19 protein-coding genes and 3 tRNA genes are annotated in these 22632 nt (G+C 35.4%); 7 read left to right on the forward strand and 15 right to left on the reverse strand.

The annotated features are described in order from the left end of the window. Window position 1 precedes the first annotated feature (1 nt). Together kdsB and RQM59_RS09730 are read left to right on the forward strand one after the other, a co-directional pair. Window positions 2–733, forward strand: coding sequence for a 3-deoxy-manno-octulosonate cytidylyltransferase (kdsB, locus tag RQM59_RS09725; RefSeq protein WP_349241916.1), 732 nt, complete (start codon window positions 2–4; stop codon window positions 731–733). A 9-nt stretch (window positions 734–742) separates the two neighbouring features. Continuing rightward, a complete protein-coding gene (locus tag RQM59_RS09730) occupies window positions 743–1825 on the forward strand; it encodes an iron-containing alcohol dehydrogenase family protein (RefSeq protein ID WP_349241917.1) in 1083 nt (360 codons plus the stop codon). Between the two features lie 220 nt (window positions 1826–2045). Here the strand turns inward: RQM59_RS09730 and RQM59_RS09735 are convergent. From RQM59_RS09735 to RQM59_RS09745, 3 genes are all read right to left on the reverse strand, one after another. After that, window positions 2046–2130 (reverse strand) — tRNA-Leu (locus RQM59_RS09735). A 21-nt stretch (window positions 2131–2151) separates the two neighbouring features. After that, a tRNA-Gly gene (locus RQM59_RS09740) sits at window positions 2152–2223 on the reverse strand. Window positions 2224–2266: 43 nt separating this feature from the next. Beyond that, window positions 2267–2340 (reverse strand) — tRNA-Asn (locus RQM59_RS09745). 183 nt (window positions 2341–2523) lie between these two features. Between RQM59_RS09745 and RQM59_RS09750 the strand changes: the two genes are divergently transcribed. After that, window positions 2524–5268 (forward strand): 2-oxoglutarate dehydrogenase E1 component, encoded by a 2745-nt coding sequence (locus tag RQM59_RS09750; protein WP_349241918.1) that lies wholly within the window; start codon window positions 2524–2526, stop codon window positions 5266–5268. 23 nt (window positions 5269–5291) lie between these two features. Further along, window positions 5292–6503: a 2-oxoglutarate dehydrogenase complex dihydrolipoyllysine-residue succinyltransferase gene (odhB, locus tag RQM59_RS09755; RefSeq protein WP_349241919.1), complete on the forward strand. Its 1212-nt coding sequence runs from the start codon at window positions 5292–5294 to the stop codon at window positions 6501–6503. Between the two features lie 71 nt (window positions 6504–6574). Here the strand turns inward: odhB and RQM59_RS09760 are convergent, their stop codons facing one another. After that, entirely contained in the window at window positions 6575–8830 is a 2256-nt protein-coding gene (locus RQM59_RS09760) for an inorganic phosphate transporter (RefSeq protein WP_349241920.1), read from the reverse strand. Between the two features lie 70 nt (window positions 8831–8900). Then, on the reverse strand, window positions 8901–10100 hold the full coding sequence (locus tag RQM59_RS09765; protein WP_349241921.1) for a porin: 1200 nt from the start codon (window positions 10098–10100) through the stop codon (window positions 8901–8903). Window positions 10101–10235: 135 nt separating this feature from the next. Between RQM59_RS09765 and RQM59_RS09770 the strand changes: the two genes are divergently transcribed. After that, a complete protein-coding gene (locus RQM59_RS09770) occupies window positions 10236–10595 on the forward strand; it encodes a DUF1304 domain-containing protein (RefSeq protein WP_349241922.1) in 360 nt (119 codons plus the stop codon). On the opposite strand, the gene tsaB is transcribed toward RQM59_RS09770, so the two are convergent. From tsaB to cyoE, 10 genes are all read right to left on the reverse strand, one after another. Next, window positions 10590–11267: a tRNA (adenosine(37)-N6)-threonylcarbamoyltransferase complex dimerization subunit type 1 TsaB gene (tsaB, locus tag RQM59_RS09775; RefSeq protein WP_349241923.1), complete on the reverse strand. Its 678-nt coding sequence runs from the start codon at window positions 11265–11267 to the stop codon at window positions 10590–10592. The genes RQM59_RS09770 and tsaB overlap by 6 nt on opposite strands. An 85-nt stretch (window positions 11268–11352) precedes the next feature. Beyond that, window positions 11353–12684 carry a TolC family protein gene (locus tag RQM59_RS09780; RefSeq protein ID WP_349241924.1) on the reverse strand — a complete coding sequence of 444 codons (1332 nt, stop codon included), beginning with the start codon at window positions 12682–12684 and terminating at the stop codon, window positions 11353–11355. Between the two features lie 110 nt (window positions 12685–12794). Further along, complete coding sequence (locus RQM59_RS09785) at window positions 12795–13019, reverse strand: hypothetical protein (RefSeq protein WP_349241925.1); 225 nt, start codon at window positions 13017–13019, stop codon at window positions 12795–12797. Further along, a complete protein-coding gene (locus tag RQM59_RS09790; protein ID WP_349241926.1) occupies window positions 13012–13542 on the reverse strand; it encodes a DUF420 domain-containing protein in 531 nt (176 codons plus the stop codon). Before RQM59_RS09790 ends, RQM59_RS09785 begins: the two co-directional genes overlap by 8 nt. Further along, on the reverse strand, window positions 13535–14239 hold the full coding sequence (locus RQM59_RS09795; RefSeq protein ID WP_349241927.1) for an SCO family protein: 705 nt from the start codon (window positions 14237–14239) through the stop codon (window positions 13535–13537). Before RQM59_RS09795 ends, RQM59_RS09790 begins: the two co-directional genes overlap by 8 nt. A 6-nt stretch (window positions 14240–14245) precedes the next feature. Further along, on the reverse strand, window positions 14246–14902 hold the full coding sequence (locus RQM59_RS09800) for a hypothetical protein (RefSeq protein ID WP_349241928.1): 657 nt from the start codon (window positions 14900–14902) through the stop codon (window positions 14246–14248). Between the two features lie 47 nt (window positions 14903–14949). After that, entirely contained in the window at window positions 14950–15294 is a 345-nt protein-coding gene (locus tag RQM59_RS09805) for a cytochrome C oxidase subunit IV family protein (RefSeq protein ID WP_349241929.1), read from the reverse strand. Between the two features lie 22 nt (window positions 15295–15316). After that, window positions 15317–16297, reverse strand: coding sequence for a cytochrome c oxidase subunit 3 (locus tag RQM59_RS09810; RefSeq protein WP_349241930.1), 981 nt, complete (start codon window positions 16295–16297; stop codon window positions 15317–15319). A gap of 49 nt (window positions 16298–16346) precedes the next feature. Beyond that, window positions 16347–16937 (reverse strand): cytochrome c oxidase subunit 3, encoded by a 591-nt coding sequence (locus RQM59_RS09815; RefSeq protein ID WP_349241931.1) that lies wholly within the window; start codon window positions 16935–16937, stop codon window positions 16347–16349. A gap of 2 nt (window positions 16938–16939) precedes the next feature. Beyond that, entirely contained in the window at window positions 16940–17842 is a 903-nt protein-coding gene (gene cyoE, locus RQM59_RS09820) for a heme o synthase (protein ID WP_349241932.1), read from the reverse strand. Between the two features lie 246 nt (window positions 17843–18088). On the opposite strand from cyoE, the gene RQM59_RS09825 reads away from it, so the two are divergent. Both RQM59_RS09825 and RQM59_RS09830 read left to right on the forward strand, forming a co-directional pair. Next, window positions 18089–19750 (forward strand): solute:sodium symporter family transporter, encoded by a 1662-nt coding sequence (locus RQM59_RS09825; protein ID WP_349241933.1) that lies wholly within the window; start codon window positions 18089–18091, stop codon window positions 19748–19750. Next, window positions 19747–22542, forward strand: coding sequence for a helix-turn-helix and ligand-binding sensor domain-containing protein (locus tag RQM59_RS09830; protein WP_349241934.1), 2796 nt, complete (start codon window positions 19747–19749; stop codon window positions 22540–22542). The genes RQM59_RS09825 and RQM59_RS09830 overlap by 4 nt, the downstream gene beginning before the upstream one ends. The last annotated feature ends 90 nt before the right edge of the window (window positions 22543–22632 follow it).

Here is a 22632-nt window from a genome sequence, read left to right on the forward strand (position 1 = left end):
AATGAAAATCATTGCAATGATTCCAGCTCGATATGGAGCTACTCGTTTTCCCGGTAAATTGATGGCCGATCTAGGAGGAAAACCCGTAATTGTAAGAACCTATGAAGCAACTATCGCTACTAATTTATTTGATGCAGTGTATGTCGTTACCGATAGTGAGATCATTAAAAATGTTATTGACGAGCACGGAGGAAAGGCTATTATGAGTCTTAAAGAGCATGAATGCGGTTCGGATAGAATTGCAGAAGCTGTTGAAGATTTAGAGGTTGATATTGTGGTAAATGTACAAGGTGATGAGCCTTTTGTAAAAAAAGAACCTTTAGAAAAAGTACTAGCCGTATTTGAAGGTGAAGATGCAACCCAAATTGATTTGGCTTCTTTAATGCAAGAAATTACAGACTGGAAAGATATAACGGATCCCAATTATGTGAAAGTGATAGTGGATGAGAACGATTTTGCCTTGTATTTTTCTCGTTCCCCGATACCTTATCCAAGAGATAAAGATGCTGGTGCACGATATTTTGAACACATTGGAGTCTATGCTTTTAGAAAACAAGCAATCTTAGATTTTTACAATCTACCAATGCGTTCATTAGAAGCAACAGAAAAAATAGAATGTATTCGATATTTAGAATACGGAAAAAAAATAAAAATGGTGGAAACAGATTTTATGGGTATCGAGATCGATACACCCGAAGACCTTGTCAAAGCCCAAGAATACTTAAATCAATAAACCCAAAAAATGAGCTTTAGAAACTTCCCGATGGTTCCTCGTGTCGTATTTGGCAGAGGATGCTTTAACCAATTAGATGAAATACTAACCCCCCAAAGAAAAAGTGAAAAAGCGCCATTCATATACATTGTTGATGATGTTTTTAAAGGTAATGATTGGCTAATTAGCAGAATTCCTTTACATCATAATGATAAGATCATTTATGTAAGTGCTTCAGAGGAGCCAAAAACAAGTTATGTAGATGGTTATAGAGATGATATCGTAGCTGAATTTGACGAAATTCCATCTGGAATTATAGGTATTGGAGGTGGCACCATGCTAGACTATGCGAAGGCCGTTGCTTTGATGCTGACAAATCCTGGTAGTTCTGCAGATTATCAAGGCTGGGATCTCGTAAAGAATGAAGGAGTCTATCATGTAGGAATTCCTACGATTTCAGGGACTGGAGCTGAAGTTTCCAGAACAACGGTATTAACTGGACCCGAGCGTAAGTTAGGAATGAATTCTGATTATACACCTTTTGATCAGGTAATATTAGACCCTGAATTAACCAAAGACGTACCCACGAACCAATGGTTTTATACGGGCATGGATTGTTATATTCACTGTATAGAATCTTTGACTGGGACGTATTTGAATGCGTTTAGCGAAAGCTACGGCGAGAAATCTCTGGGTCTTTGTAGAGAGGTATACCTTGAAAAAGAGACACGGGATGAAGATGCGCAAGATAAATTGATGATGGCCTCTTGGCATGGAGGAATGAGTATCGCGTACTCTCAAGTAGGTGTTGCACATGCAATGAGTTATGGACTGTCTTATTTATTAGGTACCAAACACGGGATTGGAAACTGTATCGTTTTTGATCAATTGGAAGAATTCTATCCGGAAGGGGTCGCTGAGTTTAAACAAATGGTAAAGAAGCACAACATTGATATTCCGAAAGGATTGTGCGCAAATCTTACGGATAAAGAATTTGACATTATGATAGATGTTTCTTTAAGCTTAGTTCCTCTATGGGAAAATGCTTTAGGTAAGGATTGGCAGCAAACCATTACCAGAGAAAAATTAAGAGCTATGTATGAAAAGATGTAGATAGCATCTTTTCATACATATAAAACAAAAAAGCCGAAATCATATGATTTCGGCTTTTTTACTGAAGGCGGGAATTACCTTCGGTGAGTCCCGTGATGCCATGCTGAGAAAAACCACTCACTCATAGTGAGCAATTCTTTTACGGAAAATCTCCTTCAAATACATTTGCGTTTATTTTCCATAAAAAAATCCGAACAAAATTGCTCGGATTTTTCATTTGTACTGAAGGCGGGACTTGAACCCGCACGACCTTTCAGGTCATTGGATTTTAAGTCCAACGTGTCTACCAATTCCACCACTTCAGCATTGGTCTTTTAAAAGAATAGAGCGAAAGACGGGATTTGAACCCGCGACCCCCACCTTGGCAAGGTGATGCTCTACCCCTGAGCTACTTTCGCAGTCATTTTCTGTAAATGAACGTAAAGTTTTACAACTTCTTTGCTCCCCCTCTTGGACTCGAACCAAGGACCCTCTGATTAACAGTCAGATGCTCTAACCAACTGAGCTAAGGAGGAGTTTACGAAACCATTTTGGTTTAGCGTGTGCAAATATATACCTTTTTGAAAAAACGCCAAAAGAATTCTAAAAAAAAGAAAATCTTTTTCATCATTTAAAATCTCGTTTTTAAGTATCCGTTTTTTTGAAATGTTGTATTTTTGTACTTTATAAAAGCTTATACGCAAAGCACACTATTCTTTATGGACAAGTTTTCGTTCTTAAACGCAGCACACACAGGCTTTATAGCCGATCTATACGACCAATATTTACAAAATCCTGATTCCGTTGAACCTAGTTGGAGAAGCTTTTTTCAAGGATATGATCTAGCCAATGAAAATTATACTTTTTCTGATGAGGAAATTTCAGCCGAGATCCCTCAGGAAGTTCGTAAAGAATTTTTAGTGATAGACCTGATCAATGGATATAGAACTCGAGGTCATTTATTTACGAAGACAAATCCTGTACGAGAAAGAAGAAAGTATGCTCCCACATTGGAGATCGCCAATTTTGGATTGAGTGAGGAGGATCTAAACACACCTTTTAATGCAGGTTCTATTCTAGGTATTGGAAAAAAAACATTACAAGAGATCATCAACCATGTAGAGCGCATTTATTGTGACTCTATTGGTGTTGAATATATGTATCTGAGAAATCCTGAAGAATTAAAGTGGTGGCAGAATCGTTTGAACGAGAATGACAATCACCCTAATTATTCTTTAGATGCTAAAAAATACATTCTATCTAAACTAAATCAGGCAGTTACTTTTGAAAGTTTTTTACAGACTAAATACGTAGGGCAAAAGAGATTCTCTCTTGAAGGTGGTGAAGCATTGATTCCTGGAATTAGTGTAGCGCTAAGAGATGCTGCCGAAAAATATGGTGTAGAAGAATGCGTCTTAGGAATGGCACATAGAGGTCGTTTAAGCACCTTGGTAAATATCTTTAAAAAGCCTGTTCGAGATCTGTTTAGTGAGTTTGAAGGGAAAGATTTTGAAGATGAAAATATTGATGGAGACGTAAAATACCATTTAGGATTGACCTTGAGTAAAACCTTTAGAGATGGTAAAGAGATAAAAATGAACTTAGTTCCCAATCCGTCGCACTTAGAAACGGTGGATGCAGTTGCTGAGGGAATTACGAGAGCTAAGATCGACAGAAAATATAATGGAGATGAATCTAAGATCCTTCCGATCTTAGTGCATGGAGATGCCGCTATTGCGGGCCAAGGAATTGTATATGAAGTCACACAAATGGCACAGTTGAATGGATATAAGACTGGTGGAACGATTCATATTGTTGTCAATAATCAAATTGGATTTACTACTAACTATCTAGATGCGCGTTCAAGTACATATTGTACAGATGTTGCTAAAGTGACCTTATCACCGGTATTGCATGTAAATGCGGATGATGCCGAAGCGGTTTGCCATGCTATGGAAATGGCTTTGGAGTTTAGAATGAAATTTAAGCGTGATATATTTATAGACTTATTGGGCTATAGAAAATATGGTCATAACGAAGGAGACGAACCTCGTTTTACGCAACCGAAACTATATAAAGCGATTGCGAAGCATTCGAATCCAAAAGATATTTATGCAGAAAAATTAATCGCTGAAGGATCAATAGATGCAGCCTATTTAAAATCTATTACGGATAATTTTAAACAAATGCTGAATGCGGAGTTCGATAAATCGAAAGAAGATAGTACTTCCAAGGTAAAAGAATTCATGCAGTCTACCTGGAAAGGGTTTATCCGACAACAATTAGAGGCGATGTTACTTCCAGTAGACACTAGTTATGAAATCAATAAACTAAAAGATATTGCGAAGGTGGTATCAACCGTTCCAGAAAACGTAAAATTCTTGCGTAAAGCTGAGCGAATCTTACAGGGTAGATCTAAAATGGTTTTTGAAACAAACCAATTAGACTGGGGAATGGCAGAAACCTTAGCCTATGGCACCTTACTAGAAGAGGGGTATGATGTTCGTATCTCAGGACAAGATGTAGAAAGAGGAACCTTTTCTCATCGTCATGCAATATTAAGAGATGAGGTTTCGGAAGAACGTATCAACTTATTAAACACAAATACAAACAACAAAGGGCAAATGCGAATTTACAACTCGCTATTGTCTGAATATGGTGTACTAGGTTTTGACTATGGGTACGCCATGGCAAATCCAAATACCCTAACCATATGGGAGGCACAATTTGGTGATTTCTCTAACGGTGCTCAAATTGTATTTGATCAATATATTTCTGCTGCAGAAGATAAATGGAAAATGCAAAATGGAATTGTCGTACTCTTACCGCATGGATATGAAGGACAAGGTTCGGAACATTCTTCGGCAAGAATAGAACGTTATTTACAGTTATGTGCTGAAGATAATATGACGGTTGCGAATTGTTCTACACCTGCGAACTTCTATCATTTATTACGTCGTCAGATGAAACGTAACTTTAGAAAGCCGTTGATTGTATTTACGCCAAAGAGCTTGTTGCGTCATCCTAAAGCGGTAAATACTATAGAGGAGTTAGCGAATGGTGAATTCCAGGAAGTGATCGATGATACATTGAACCCGCAGCATGTAACCAAGTTGGTATTCTGTATGGGTAAATTCTATTACGATCTACTTGCAGAACGTGAAAAGTTAGAAAGAGAGGATGTAGCTTTAGTAAGAATAGAGCAATTGTTCCCACTACATCTGGAAAAGTTACAACAAGTTATAGATCGCTATCCAAATGTGACCGAATATGTATGGGCACAAGAAGAGCCTAGGAATATGGGAGCATGGAGTTTTATGTTAGAGCGTTTTGACTTGGTTAGATTACAGGTTGCTTCTCGTAAATATTACGCAGTACCTGCAGCCGGATCTAGTACACGATTTAAAAAGCGTCATCAAAAAGTGATTGATAGCGTTTTCAAAAATAATAAAGACAATAAATAATATATTCGATAAAATTATAACGCATGATTTTAGAAATGAAAGTTCCCTCTCCGGGAGAATCTATTACAGAAGTAGAAATCGCAACATGGCTTGTTGAGGATGGAGATTATGTAGAAAAAGATCAGCCTATTGCCGAAGTAGATTCAGACAAAGCGACGCTTGAGTTACCTGCGGAAGAAAGTGGTGTAATTACTTTAAAAGCGGAAGAAGGTGATGCTGTTGAAGTTGGCGCAGTAGTTTGTTTAATTGATATGGATGCTGCAAAACCTGAAGGAAGTGCCGCTCCAGTTGCTAAAACGGAAGAGAAAGCAGCACCAGCAGTTGCTGCTCCTGTTAAAGAAACAACGCAAACTTATGCAACGGGTAGTGCTTCTCCTGCCGCTAAGAAAATCTTAGCCGAAAAAGGGATGGATGCTACTGCGATTCAAGGAACGGGTAAAGATGGTCGTATTACCAAGGAAGACGCTGTTAAAGCAGTTCCTAGTATGGGATCTACTCAAGAAGGTGCAAATCGTGGGTCAACTACGAAAAAGCTATCTATGCTTCGTAGAAAGGTCGCACAACGTTTGGTTTCTGTAAAGAACGAAACAGCGATGTTAACTACTTTTAATGAAGTAAACATGCAGCCTATTTTTGATCTACGTGCTCAGTATAAAGAAGACTTTAAATCAAAGCACGGTGTTGGGTTAGGCTTTATGAGTTTCTTTACCAAAGCAGTAGTGAGAGCCTTACAAATGTATCCGGATGTGAACTCAATGATCGACGGAGATTATAAAGTCTCTTATGATTTCCAAGATATTTCTATCGCAGTTTCTGGACCTAAAGGATTAATGGTTCCTGTGATCAGAAATGCAGAAGAGCTAACCTTTAGAGGAGTAGAAAGCGAAGTAAAGAGATTAGCGATACGCGCAAGAGACGGTCAAATAACTGTGGATGAAATGACAGGCGGAACATTTACCATTACCAATGGTGGCGTTTTCGGTTCTATGTTATCTACACCTATTATCAACCCTCCTCAAAGTGCTATCTTAGGAATGCATAATATTGTAAACAGGCCCATGGCTGTTGACGGAGAAGTTGTGATTCAACCGATCATGTATGTAGCATTGTCTTACGACCATAGAATTATTGATGGTAGAGAGTCTGTAGGATTCTTAGTTGCCGTAAAAGAAGCACTAGAAAATCCAACTGAGCTATTAATGGATAACGATGTTAAAAAAGCCTTAGAGATGTAATCTAACTTAGATTCAAATACTAAAAAAGCCGAACGATATCGTTCGGCTTTTTTTTATGTATTGTATGTTTTTTACTCTTCTATTTCTTTGGTACTCATATGAAACTCATCATAGATCTGTAATAAATTCATCAGTGCAGAAATCAAGTCTTGCGTTTCTAATAATACACTAAAGTATAGTGTGGTGTTTTTTGGACTTGTCTCATCCGTTCTAATTCGAGACACTTGTTTTTCAATAGAAGCCGAAACATCTTTTAATAGCTTATGCTTTTCTATTAATATTCCATTTAAGTCGTCAAAGGATCTATTCTCAAAAGCAGCACTAATCTTTGCCAATAAGTCTGTTAATTGATTATCAATTTCTTTAAGGTCCTTTAATTGCCCTTTCTTTAAATTCTTATGGTTATTGTTTACATGCTTATAACTCGCTCTAGAAATATAACTAATAGATTGTGCAACATCTTGTAAATATCCTAATACTAGTATGTAAAACCTACTCGCCTGAACGGAGGTATCATCTAAAGACTTAATAAAATAGAAAACTCCATCCTTTAAATCATCTATTTCATCATTCAGTTTAGCAACGTGCTTATCTGTCTTACGCAGCTTATTCAAATCATGATTCGCTAAATCATTCACCACATTTGTGTACAATTTATTTACACGCTGTGCCACTTCAGCAATATGATCTGCGCTTTCCTCAATAACCCCATTAATGGTAATTAATTCTGCCCTTTCTATATATTGTTGCTTTTTAACTTCTTTGGACTTCTTTCTATGAATTAATGTGTTCCTTACTATTAAGAAAGCTACAAGACCTAACAACACTGGAATCATAAACATATGCCAGCTAATTAAATAGGCAACAATAGCAGCAGCTATAAATGCCGTAATCGCTGTTAAGAACCATCCTCCAACAACGTTGAGTACTCCAGCAACTCTATATACGGCGCTTTCTCTTCCCCAAGCCCTATCTGCTAAAGATGTACCCATCGCGACCATAAATGTAACGTAGGTTGTAGATAATGGTAATTTCATTGATGTTGCAATCGATATTAATATCCCAGCCACAATTAAGTTTACGGATGCTCTTACCAAATCAAATGCAGGCATCTCATAGGTTTTATCTTTTGGTAGTTCAATCACTGGTTTTTGAAATTTAGAATCTACATATACCAACGTCTTTTTTGGCAATACATAACTTAATCCTGCATTTACTCCCATAGCTGCTCTTACCACCACTCTTGATAATGGGTTTGGTTGAAACTTCTCATGGCCTTCTCCCTGACGAGAAAGGTCTATTCCTGTTTTAATAACATTTCTCGCCTTACTGGAGGTCCATAACGTAACCACCATAATTCCTCCTGCGATCAACAATAACCATACATTTGAAGGCACCTTTTCCGCCAGTATTTCCATGGAGAATCCACTCGCTTCTACTCCTGAAACACTCCACGCTTCATAAGAATTCCAGGCAGCAATAGGTACTCCAATAAAGTTTACTAGATCATTTCCTGAAAAGGCCATTGCTAAAGAAAATGTTCCAACTCCAATAATTAGTTTTAGTACATTCACTTTAAACACTTTGATCAACAGTTGAGAAATCAACGTCCAAAAAGCAAAACTTCCTGCAATGATTAGTAGCGTATTATTTTCAATTATATGCTTCACATCTTTATAAAAAGGTGTTCCTTTCATCCCTTTTATAATGATAAAATAAGTGATGGCTGTAATGGCAAATCCACCGAAAATTGCACTTACATAACTCGCTCTTTTTTCAAAATTAAATGAGTAGATCAATCTAGAAATAAATTGTACTATCGCCCCAACTGAAAATGCCACGACGACGGAAAGCAAGATTCCAAAGATAATCTTCGACGCTGTTTCATGATTGATGTAATTCCAAATTGCACTGAAAGTTTCATTGTCATTTGCAGAGATCTTTATCAATGAAATAGCGACTGCTGCTCCTAATAATTCAAAGACAATAGATACGGTTGTAGAAGTGGGCATCCCTAGCGTGTTAAACACGTCTAACAGTAAAATATCTGTGATCATTACCGCCATAAAAATGAACATAATGTCTTGGAACATAAACATGTTAGGGTTAAAAATTCCCTTTCGAGCTACTTCCATCATACCACTTGATGTTACCGCTCCGAAGAACACGCCCACACTGGCAATGATCATGATATTTCTTATAGAAATAGCTTTGGATCCGATGGCTGAGTTTAAAAAATTAACTGCATCATTACTAACACCTACTACTAAGTCTACAATAGCTAATACAGCTAACGCGACAAGCATTAAAATATATGGATCTCCCATCGTTTGGTTTTTATAAGTTTTGCAAATTTACAACCCCTCATAAAGGGACATGTTATGTTTATGTTATATTTTAAAAATGTATATCTACTTGAAATCTAAACATTATTTCATTATTACTTTCTTGAGCATCCAAATAACTTATATCGGTTTGTACTTTTAATTTATGTCCTGCTATATATTTAGAAACACCTAATGTATATTGATTCTCCGACCCTTTCCCTGTAATATTCTTATCCAGAGAAATATTCGTGTAGCGTCCCGACAGTTCTACTGTTTTAGATACTAGATATCCTGTTTGTAAATTCAATCCATTACCCACCTGTACTATATCTCCTGTTAAACTTCCATCGTAGTTTTTTGCTATAGGATCATTAGCACTTCTGCTGGCATATTCCCCCATAAAAGAAAAGCCTTTGTATTTGAACATGGCATCTAAAAAGAAGGTTGAAACATCTGTTTCAAAAAAACCTGCGTCATTTTTCATATAGGCGCCTAAATTACTTCTATTTTTAACAGCATTATTATTTAAATCATAACTTATTCCCAAAGCTAATTTAGGAGTGCTTTCAAAATTTAAATCACTTCCAACATAATCTCCGTTTTCTACGAAATTCCCCATAGGTAAAACCTCTATACGAGCAGTATATTGATAACCTCCTAGGTTTCCAGTTGTGATACCCCTTCCTTCGCCTTGAGAAATCGCAAACATTTCTTTTACGATAAAGTCTTTTGTGATATTAATATGATGCCTTAATTGTATTCCAATACCTCGGTCAACGTTAAACACCCTGTTAAGTAATGAACGATCGACCTGTTGCAGGTCTCCTGACGAAATTACACGTTCTCTATTTCCAGGAAGTTTTGCTTGCCCCAACCATAAAACAAAATTGCCGCTAAAATTCCATTTTAACACAGCATCAAAAAAATATCTGGAAACAGCATTTGTAAATTCTCGGGGTAATGAAATGTCTTTATCAGTGAAGCCTAATTCCAATTTATATTGTAATCTTGAAGTAATGGCAAAACCATCCAGTTTTAATCGTGCCCGCCTTACTGAAAAAAAGGTTACTGGGTTTGTTGTATTATTTGCAGAAGTCCATCTGGATGCGGTTAAAAACTGTGCCCTTGCACCAATTTTTATTGCGTAGGTACTATCCTTGTTTACACGATTCAAAACACCTTCTCCGAATGAGTACTTTTTAGTTTCTTGCGCAGCTACACTCAAAAACAAAAACATATTAATTGTTATAAATAATGACTTTAGTTTCATAGGATGAGCTTGGTCATTAAAAAAGAAGTAACCTTACAGACGCTTTGTCTAAACACAGTACTAACATAGAATCTAATGTTTCAAAAATTAAATTAACAATTTTGATTATCTTTAAAGAAATTACATCTTATTTTTATGGAATATCTTATCACTGGGCTTATTTTATTTGTAGCATTAGAGCATTTTTATTTTTTGGTATTGGAAATGTTTCTTTGGACGAAGCCTAAAACCATCAAAATTTTTGGGTTAAAAAGTAAAGAGCTGGCTGAAGAAACCAAAGTACTGGCTGCAAATCAAGGGTTATATAATGGCTTTTTAAGTGCTGGGTTAATCATTTCTGTTATTCAAAAAGACCTTGATGTAAGCACCTTGTTTTTGTCCTTTGTAATCATAGCGGGTATATATGGTGCTTATTCGACAAAGAAGATTCGTCTTTTTTATGTACAAGCGGTACCAGCCATTATTGCTTTGGTACTGATCTTACTCAAGCTATAATTTCTTTTTTTCTTTATTCGCAATAAAATCCTTTAGGTAAAAAGGTTCGAAGTATGCCACATCTTCCATATCATTCTGTTCATATTTATGATACGATAACGCTGCCATTTCTCTAGCAGACGGGAATTTATCATCTATGAAAATCGCATTTGAATGTGTAATAATTTCTTTACATTTCTGGGCTCCATCTCCTAAAAAATGTACTTTTCCTTCTTCCAAATATTCTTGAAATGAATTCTCATCTATAATTTCTGCTTCAATAGCTCTTACTTCTTCAAAACTTGCGTCAAAAACTGCCGAATACACTTCCATTCTTCTTGCATCTAGCATAGAAATAACCACCCCAGTATCAAACTGAATAGACATGGCTAAAGATTTTAACGTGTTCACAGATATCAAAGGAATATTAAATGCGAAAGCTAATCCCTTAGCGGCAGAAACGCCGATTCTCAAACCAGTATAAGAACCGGGCCCTTTACTTACAGCCACAGCATCGATCTGAGATAACTCGATATTCGCTTCTTTCGTTACTTCCGAGATAAACGGATGTAACTTCTCTGCATGAGAATACTTCATATCTACCAATTCCTTCAAAGCTATGATCTTGCCATTATCAGCAATACTCACAGAGCAATTCTTTGTAGATGTTTCTATATTTAAAATGATAGCCAAAGCAAAAAATTTATAGGTAGCAAAGATATATAAAAAGAAAAACCTCACAGTATTGTGAGGTTTTCAAATAATATTTTGTTTAGTATTAGTTTAGATTCAATTCTCCATAGTAGAACTGTAATACTTTTGTTTTGAACACAAAATCATACTTCGCTCTAATTAAGGTAGATTCAGCACTTACTAATCTATTTCTTACCAAGTCAAAATCAAATAATGACATCGCTCCGAAATTATATCTTTCTTGTGCGTTTTTAAATGCCTCTCTTTGTGAGTCTAAAGAAATCTTTGCCGCTTCATAGCTTTTAGAGGCTGCCTTAGTATCTAAATATGCTTGTTCAATAGTTTGCTGTAAATTCAGTTTTTCACTGTCTAATGCCAACTGTGCTGCATCCTTATTCAAAATTGATTTAGCTACGTTATTCTTATTTTGAAATCCATTAAAAATAGGAATGTTTACAGAAATCCCTACTCCGTGTTGCAACCTGTTATTTAACTGATCAAAGAAACTTTCGTTTGTTTGTCCTGGAAATAAGTTATTCAATTGGTTAAAATAAGAAGTACTTGACCCTAAGTTATAGCTAACCGTAGGTTTCAAAAATGATTTAGAGATTTCGATAGATAAATCAGCATTTTTAATTCCTAGTTCGGCATTCTTAATTTGAGGTTGCGTTTCCAGTGCTTTTTCATATACCATGTTCGAATTCGCATATAGCAATCTTTCAGATGGAGAGCCAACTTCAATTCCCAAAACATCAAATCCTTCATACGGAACCTGTAATAGCTGTGCTAAATTCAACAATGCGATGTTCAAAATATTCTCTTGTGTAATCACATTCTGAGCATCATTAGCAGCAGTAGATTCTACATTTAACAAATCCCCTCTAGGAATAACTCCGGCTTCAAATCTGCTCTTAGCCGCATCAACTTGTTTAGAGCTAATTTCAGCTTGCACTTTTGCCACACCTAAATTCTCTTTAGCAAACAGCACATTCAAGTAACCATTGACAACGAATAGTGAAATATCGTTCTCGATTTTTGCTAAGGTCAATTTACTCGACTCAACACCAAGTTTAGCTTGTTTATAGGTATTTAGGTTTCTGTACCCATTAAATATGGTACCGTTTACGTTTATCCCAAAATTGGCACTTACGTTATTCGTGTTTTTTAGAACTCCATTTTCATCTTGCGATAAACCTGATCTAAAGTTCCCTCCAGAAGAACCGTTTACGCTTGGTAAAAAGTTCCCTTTGGCAATAGCAACATCTTTCTCTGCTAATAAAAGGTTTAACTTATTTTGTTGAACGGTAATGTTTTTATTCAAGGCAGTGTCTACACACTCTCTTAAACTCCATTTTTTTTGTGAATATCCTAGACTTACTACGGCTAGTAATGCGATTAGTAAAAACTTTCTTTTCATGTTGGTTAGATTCTATATCGATATTAAATTTCATATCATTTCGTAAAACGATACGCCTTTAAGACGAGCAAAATTAAAATATGTTACAAGGATAGGCACTTATTAAAATGTTAATTTTTAGCCTTCTTGTGATATTTGTATAAAAAATAGAAGAGAACACCTATTAAAATATAAGGAAAAGCCATTAAATAGGTAATCCCAGAATTAATTCCTTCGGCCATAGATTGATCTCCATTTTCTACCACTGCCTTACACATCGCACATTGCGAAAAAGAATCCTTAGTGAATATAAAAAGGAACAATAGACTTAAAAAAACAGTTCTGAATCTAAACATAGTATGGAGATATCATTATATATACAATTACTCCAGTAATAGCAACGTACAACCATAGTGGAAATGTAAACTTTGCTATTTTCTTATGGCTTGGAAAATTTCCAAGTTTCGCTCTCATATAGGTAAACAGCACAAATGGGATTACCACAATAGACAGTAAAATGTGCGAGATCAGAATGAAGTAATAGACATATTTAACTGTTCCTTCACCACCAAATTCGGTTGGATCTGATGTCATATGATAAGCCACATACATGACCAAAAACAATACTGAGCACACAATTGCTGTTGTATTGAACACTTCATGTAATTTTCTATTTCCTTTTTTAATAAAAACTATGGCTAGAATTAAAAGGACCGCCGTAATTCCATTAATCGTGGCATAAATAGGTGGTAAAAATGATAAAGGCTCTACATTCGGAATTCGAACTCTAAATAGTACCGCAACCACCACAGGAATTAATATGGATAAAATAGTAATTCCTCTTTTATATTGTTTTTCTCTTTTCTCTGTGCTACTCATTTAACAACAGTTTAATATCTTCTTTTAATTCTTTTATTTGATCTGGGAAGCCACTTTCTTTTAGCGCTCTGTAATACAATATTGGGTTTCCTTGTTCATCTTTTCTAGATCGGATATATCCGTTCTTATCGACCAATGCAAATAATCCCGAGTGCTCAAATCCACCATGTTCTTCTTCTCCCTTTCCTACATACAATTTAAATCCTTTGTTAGATAGGTCGTACACTACATCATCTGATTTTCCTGTTAGTAAATGCCAGTTCTTATGCGTAATTCCGTTTCTTTGAGCATACTCTTTTAACACTTTAGGGCTGTCTATATTTGGCGTGATTGATATGGAGGCAATTCCGAAATCATCATCTTTCTCAAATTCATTTTGAACAGTGACCATTTTTCGATTCATGATCGGGCAAATAGTAGGACAGGTCGAAAAGAAAAATTCTACCACATATACTTTATCAGCATAGGTTTCATTATTCACAGTCTCTCCGTGCTGATTTACAAATTCAAATGCTGGCACTTTACCAAATTGAAATAATCCAGATGGATCCGATTTTCTAATCTTTTCAACCTTGTTCAATCGATCTTCCTTAACCACATCTCCATCATTTAACGTACTAATGATCTTAGGAACCGCATAGATTCCAAATAGTAAGATGATAAAAACAACGCCGATATATGAATATTTTTTCTTCATAAAAGATCAAATTTTTCTGTTTCTCTTGTTCTTCTTTAACGCTAATCTATACTCTGCTAACACCACCTTTACATCATCTTTCATCTTATTATTTAACTCGGCAACAGACTGCATATTGTATCCAAATAACATCCCGTCCTCAAAATCTTCGTCGTCGTTTCTTCCTCTTAAGTTTAGGTCCTTATCTATGATAAATGCTCTGGAAGAGTACTTCATAGGGTCTAGCGAATAAGTAGTCTGTAAGCTTTGGTACAGACTATCTATCTGATCATCATTTGCAGCTACAAAATTCCACTTAACCATATTAGTAAAATCGCCAAGATCAGATTTTAACTTATCGACCTGCAATTGACTTTCCTTAGGGTAAATTGCTACAATCTGAAAATCTTTAAAGCCATAGAACGGCTTGTATATTTTTTGATTTAAATTAAAAAAGCTTCCTTTTACCTTATCAACGTCATACCCTAAAAAACATACAATACTGATCTTTCCTTTAAGTTCTAGGGTTCTGCTTGGATCTATCTTTACCACATTCTTAACATTAGAAGTAACCACAGGAAGTTTATTAAAATTATTTATTCCCGTAGATAGTAGCAGAAAAAATGCCAATGGAAAAATAAATAGTGCAAATAAAATTGCCCCTTTTTTCGAAATTTTTTTCATGATGAAAGCTAAAAAAAGGTGGTTAAAACCACCTTATTATAATTTGATTACCATCGTACTAATGGCGCCAATGTTTCGTATAAATAATCTCCTTCGATTAGCAGCAGTGTTACCAGGTATATGATTAGGAATACCGCAGTCCAAACTACAGCTCTTCTAAACCATTTTTTCTCTCCTTCCATATGCATGAAAGTCCAGGTAATATAATACGCTTTTACTAAGGTTAAAATGATAAATATCCAGTTTAACCAGCTTGTTCCTAAGAAGATTCCTAAGTGTAATGAGTCTGGTTTCACAATACCCAACCAAACTTCTATGATCGTAACAACAGATAGTAATCCAAAAACTATCCATATTCTTTTTACATTCGATTCGTGTGCGTGTGCTGCCATCGTTATCTTTCTTATTTTAAAATTATACTAAGTAGAAGAAGGTAAATACAAATACCCAAACTAAATCTACAAAGTGCCAATATAAACCTACTTTTTCTACCATTTCATAGTGACCTCTACGCTCATACGTACCTAAGATCACATTAAAGAAAATGATAATATTAATTACGATTCCTGAGAAAACGTGGAATCCGTGAAATCCTGTAATAAAGAAGAAGAAATCCGCAAAGATGGTATTTCCATATTCGTTCACTTCTAAGTTAGCTCCTTCTACAACCAATTTTGTCTTTGCTAATTCAGCTGCTCCATCTTCTCTAGACAAAATGGTTTTTTTCTTTGTTTCTAAATTGATAAACTCTGTTCTTATTTGAACAGATGAATCTGCATTATATGCTTTTACAATTTGATCTATTGAATAGGTTGCGATGGTTCCTTCAGATTCAAACCATAATCCATTTTCCCTGGTGTGTTGTACTCTATGGTCTTCTCTTTCGCCATGCACAAAATCGGCAATTGCTATTTGATGTCCGTCTTTTACGAATTGTAATACTTTCCCGTCAGTAGTTTTTACAGCTCCGTAAGATCCTTTAATAAAAGTATTCCACTCCCATGCTTGAGATCCTACAAAGATTAAACCTCCAATGATGGTAGCTAGCATATACCAAGCTACCTTCTTCTTTTTCATATGATGTCCAGCATCTACAGCCAATACCATTGTCACAGAAGAAAAGATCAGAATAAATGTCATGAAAGCCACATAATACATCGGATATTCTCCATGTATAAACGGAACGTGAGTAAAAACTTCATCGGCAATAGGCCATGAGTCAATAAACTTAAAACGAGTTAATCCATAAGCAGCTAAAAAACCGGAAAAGGTTAGTGCATCTGATACGATAAAGAACCACATCATCATTTTACCATAGCTAGCTCCAAATGGCTTTACACTACCACCGCTCCATGTTTCCTTTTTTTCTGAATGTTCAGCAACGTTTGCTTCCATAAATTTATGTTAAAAAAAATTTAAAATGTTCGCCAAAATTAATCAATTTTTATTTCCTAATAAAATAGAAAAAGAAAAATAGACAAATCCATAAAACATCTACGAAATGCCAGAAGATCGCACCGAGTTCAAACCCAAGAAAATCGTCTGATTTATACTTATATTTAAAATGATTATAAATTACAACTAACAACACGATAATTCCCGCTGCTACGTGCAATGCATGCATTAATGTGATACCAATTAGAAAAGATGTTGATACTGTACTCCCTTTTCCTGTAAAATACAGTCCGGCTGCTTTTAATTCATTAAACCCTTCATATTGCAGCCAGATAAACAATATCCCAAGAACAAATGTGACTATTAATAGTAATAATGAGATTGCTCTCTTATCTTTTTTTAAGAATACTTGCGACAAGTATAAGGTAATACTGCTGATCACAATTAATATGGTGCTTGTAAACAAGGCTTCTGGCAAATCAAAAGTAACCCAATCATCTCTTTTCATACTTATAATATAGGCACTAGTCAATCCTGCGAAGAACATCAACATACTAATCATTGATATCCACAGCATCGGTTTCGCCGACTTCTTCTTGGCTACGCTATACTCTTCTTGAAGTGTTTCTTTATCTACCATTTTTAATGTAAAAATTTATCGACTACATATACTATTTGTACTACCGTTATATACAGCACACTAGACAACATTAATTTTCTAGCTTCTTTATTATCCTGTGTTTTATACAATTGGTATGCATAATATAACATCACAAAACCAAGCAACACCACAATAACAGCCGTTAACGGATAAATATAAAATGCCCCTGTTACCTTAAATACGGGTGCTACGGAGACAAGAATCATTATACTCGTATAAAACAAAATTTGCTTAATTGCACCTCTGTCTTTTCTATTCATCGGTAACATGCTAAACCCTGCTTTTTTATACTCTTCAAATTGCAACCATCCAATGGCCCAAAAATGTGGGAACTGCCAAAAGAACTGGATCATAAACAAAAACCCTGCTTCAATTCCAAACTGATCTGTAGCTGCCACCCAACCTAACATAAAAGGGATGGCTCCAGGAAACGCTCCAACAAACACCGTAAGTGGTGTTACCGACTTTAGCGGTGTATATGCACAGGTATACAGAAAAATCGAAATCGCACCAAACAATGCACTTTTCGCATTAATAGAATATAAAATAGCTAGGCCAAGAATTGTAAAGCTAATCGCGATAAAGAAAGCAAAACCAACACTCATCCTTCCTGTTGGCAAAGGTCTATTCATCGTTCTTTTCATCAAAGCATCTGTGTCTTTTTCAATAATTTGATTAAAAACATTAGAAGCTCCTACCATCAAAAACCCGCCAATTGCCAATAACGAAAGTGTCGTGTAATTTACACGATCTACTGCCAGTAAATATCCTGCAATAGAAGAAAAAACAACACTCAAGGAAAGACCTACTTTTGTTAGTTGCTTTAAATCGGATAAAAAGCTCTTTATGGATGCTTTATTCTCTATAACTGTAGTAGAATTCATTTAAATAAAATTCGAGTGCAAAGATATTTCATAATAATTGAAATACCATGTTTTTTTATCAATATTCAACCTAAACATAACATATTAGAAGAAAATACATTTTTTGGAAAACATATTTCAAAAAACACCTTCTTTGGATAAAAGGTGCTTTTCACATACCCCAATACAACTACTATACAATACTATTCATTTCTCCCATTTTTAAAAGAAAAAAGCTATCTTAGTAACCAAACATTGTACTACAAAATGATAGGTATTATTTCTTTCGTAGGATTTACAGCGTTGGTTGCTATTATCTCATACTTTGCAACCAGAAACACCAATGAAAACTCTTCTGAAGGATATTTCTTAGGAGGCCGAAGTTTAACTGCAGGAGTAATTGCTGGTTCTTTACTGCTAACAAACCTATCTACTGAGCAGCTTATTGGGCTAAACGGAAATGCTTTTTCCGAAGGTATTTTGGTAATGGCTTGGGAAACACTGGCTGCTATTGCCATGGTAGTTACAGCACTATTTTTACTCCCCAGATATTTAAAAAGTGGGCTGACAACAATTCCCCAGTTTTTAGCAGACCGGTTTGACGTAAGCACTAAAACCTTAACCTCATTCTTATTCTTAACAGGATATATGGTCGTGCTACTTCCTACCATTCTATATACTGGATCTCTTGCAATTAGCGGCATGTTCGACATTCCAGAAATATTGAACGTAACCAAATCTACAGCATTATGGATTTGCATATGGGGTATTGGAGTTATCGGATCTATCTATGCCATTTTTGGAGGTTTAAAAGCCGTGGCTGTTTCTGACACTATCAATGCCATAGGGCTATTGATTGGCGGTATATTAATTCCCATATTGGGTTTACTTGCTATTGGAGATGGAAGTGTTTTTGATGGATTGTCCTTATTGACCGAAAAAGCCTCTGAAAAATTTAATGCTGTCGGTACTAAAACTGATTCAATTCCAATTGCAACCATATTTACAGGTATGATGCTCGTGCAACTTTTCTATTGGGGAACCAATCAACAAATAATCCAAAGAGCACTGGCTGCAAAAAATCTAAAAGAAGGGCAAAAAGGACTTCTATTAGGTTCTTTTATAAAAATACTCGGACCTTTGATTGTCGTAATTCCTGGAATTATTGCTTACTATATGCACGCCAATGGTATGCTAGAAGTTTCCGCTCCTGATGAGGCCTATGGCGAACTGGTTAGAAAAGTGCTCCCAACTGAACTGATCGGGTTTTTTGCGGCTGTCATTTTTGGTGCCATTCTAAGTTCCTTTAACAGCGTACTAAATAGTGCGGTTACATTGTTTGGTGTAGATATTTACAAACAACATATCTCCAAGAATGCCTCAGAAAGAACCGTGGTTAAAAATGGAAAGCTATTCGGAATAATTTTGGCATTAGCTGCGATGTTCATTGCTCCATTCCTAGAGAATCTTTCAAGTATTTTTGAATATTTACAACGGGTAAATGGTATTTATAGCATCCCAATATTAACGATTATCGTTGTTGGTTTCACTACAAAAAGAGTTCCGGCGATTGCTGCTAAGATTGGGTTATTGTCCGGTTCTATATTGTACATTGTCAGCGAGTTTTACGTTCGCCCAAACTTGGTTTCAAATGCATTAAATGAAGCGAAAGAGTTGGGGATTACAAGCCCTGAACGCTTGCAAGAAATAGAAGTGGACGCCTATCCGCACTTCTTGCATATTATGGCTATTTTATTTGTCATAAATGTTATTATCATGTTGATAATTGGAAGATTAAAACCAAGATCCGAAAGTTATGTGCAAACCTACACAAAGCAAGTAGAAATAGTTCCTTGGCCATATGCCAAGAAAGTAGGACTACTCATAATCGGCCTTGTCATATTCACTTTTTATTACTTTAAGCAATGAAGTTAAGATATTTTCTCTATGTTTTTCTGTTGATTCAAATAAGTGTTCTAGCTCAAGAGCTACCTCCTATAGAGGTTTTTACACCTGAAAATTATGGCGCCGAAGATCAGAATTGGGCTATTGACCAAGCAAGCGATGGGTCTATTTATTTTGCCAACAATAAAGGATTGCTTACGTATAATGGAGCGAGATGGAAGCTCTACGAATCAGCAAATGGCTCTATAACCAGGTCTGTAAAAGTTATTGATGATAAGATCTACACTGGTTCTTATATGGATTTTGGATACTGGGAAAAAGATGCGTTTGGTAATTTAAACTACACCTCTTTAACTGCAAATAACACAGTTTCTCTCGAAGAAGATGAAGAGTTTTGGAATATTTTAGAACTAGAACGATGGATACTTTTCCAATCTTTAGATAGAATCTACATCTATGATACTAAAGACAACACGTTTAATGTAATTACCTCAGAAACAAGAATTGTCAAAATCTATAAAGTAGATGATAGTATCTATTTTCAAAAAATTAATCAAGGTCTCTTTATGTTCGAGAACGGAAAAGAGACTATGGTTACGGATCATCAATACGTTAGAGACCGTATCGTTGTTAATATATTTAATGATGACGATCAGCTATTAATTCAAACCAAAGAAGATGGCTTTTTCAGCTTACAAACAGATGGCAATTTAGTTCCATGGGATACTGCGTTGAATACTAAATTAAAAGAATACAGTATTTATAGTAGTATCCAGTTAAAAAATGGTCATTATATATTGGGAACTGTTTCAAATGGTATTATACATGTTAATGACAAAAAAGAAATTGCTTACGAAATAAACCAAAGTACAGGGCTGGGGAATAACACAGTACTTTCCTTATTCGAAGATACTGGAGGTAACGTGTGGCTAGGTTTAGACCATGGTATTAATAATATTAATTTTAACACGTCTTTCAGGGTATATAAAGATGACTTAGGGATCCTTGGATCTACCTACACAACCTTTATTGACAACAACATTCTTTATTTGGGCACAAATCAGGGGCTTTTTTATAAAGACCATACTGTAAATGGCACTTTTAATTTCATAAAAGGAACAGAAGGACAGGTATGGACCATTCAGCAAATAAAAAACACTATATTTTGCGGGCATGACAAAGGAACATTTATCATTTCCAACGGGCGTGCTCAGAAAATTTCCAACGCTCAAGGGACCTGGAAAATTCAAGAGATTAAAGACCAACCTAACTTATTAATTCAGGGGAACTACAATGGACTATATATTATTGAAAGAAAGAATAACGTATGGAGCTTAAAGAATAAACTCGAAGGATTTAATATTTCTTCAAGGTTTTTTGAATTTATTAATGACGACGAAATCTTAGTAAGTCATGAACATAAAGGTGTTTACAAGTTAAAAATAGACCCAACATTGAGCAAAGTTCTTTCCTATGCAAAAACGGCAATAGATAAAAGTATAAAGTCAAGCCTTATAAGCTATCATGGTAAAGTGCTCTATGGCTCTAAAAAAGGTGTCTTTTATTACGAAACTGCCTCAAATACTTTTTTGAAAGACACGATACTGAGTCAACTATATGATTCTTTAGGATACGTTTCCGGAAAATTGATCAACGTTAACGATAGGCTGTTTGCCTTCTCAAAATCAAATATTTCATATGCTCAGCAAGGTAAGCTTAGTTCGAAATACGACCTCTTTGCAATTCCGCTTCCAAACAGTGTAAGAGAAACTAAAGATGGATATGAAAACGTGCTATATATTGGAGATAGTAAATATCTAATGGGTACCACGGATGGGTACACTATTATGGACCTAGGTAAGGACCACTCTATTGAACCCAAAATTGCTTTGGATGCAATCTCTGCCCATAGCATTAATGGCCCTCATACTCCATTAAATCTTGCTCAAAACGTCGCGCTTAAAAACAATGAAAATCACATTCAAATAGCATTTAATGTTTCCGACTACAGTAAATACTTACCCTCTTTATATACATATAGATTACTCGGTTTCAATGATAATTGGAGTGATTGGTCGCCAAAATCTGTCACCTATTTTGAAAACCTACCACATGGCGAATACACTTTTGAAGTCAAAGCTAAACTAGGCGACATTGAAACTGCAAATACAGCAAGCTATAGCTTCAGTATAGATAAGCCATGGTATTTGCGATCATTTGCAGTGATCCTATATATTCTTTCAGGAATGCTTATCGTGTTCTTAACACATATGATCTATAGAGGCTACTATAAAAATCAACGTAAAAAATTATTACACCAAAAAGAAAAAGAATTAGAGATTCAGCAACTGGAGAACAAACAACAGTTAATGCATTTCAAAAATCTGGATCTACAAAAGGATATTGATTCAAAAAATAGGGAGTTAGGCCTTTCAACAATGAACTTGGTAAGAAGAAATGAGTTGTTAAGTACTATAAAAAAAGAACTAAGTCTTATAAAAGAGAAGGGAGATATTAACAATGTAATAAAGTTGATCAATAAGAATTTAAATGCGTCGGATGATTGGAAGTTGTTTGAAGAAGCTTTCGAGAATGCGGATAAAGACTTTATAAAGAAACTTAAATCAAAACATTCTAACCTTACATCTAACGATTTAAGACTATGCACGTATCTAAGGCTTAACCTGTCGTCGAAGGAAATAGCTCCACTGCTAAATATTTCGCCTAGAAGCGTTGAAGTGAAGCGATATAGACTACGTAAAAAGATGAATTTACCGCATGAAGCTAGTTTATCAAACTACATTCTTGATTTGTAAATCCATACACTTCTTTTATTTACCTATACAAAACCACAACATTGTGTTTTTTGCGTCAATTTGTTGAAGCACTGGTTTTATACAAACACC

This window comes from Asprobacillus argus (genome assembly GCF_032248395.1).
GTDB lineage: Bacteria > Bacteroidota > Bacteroidia > Flavobacteriales > Flavobacteriaceae > Polaribacter > Polaribacter argus.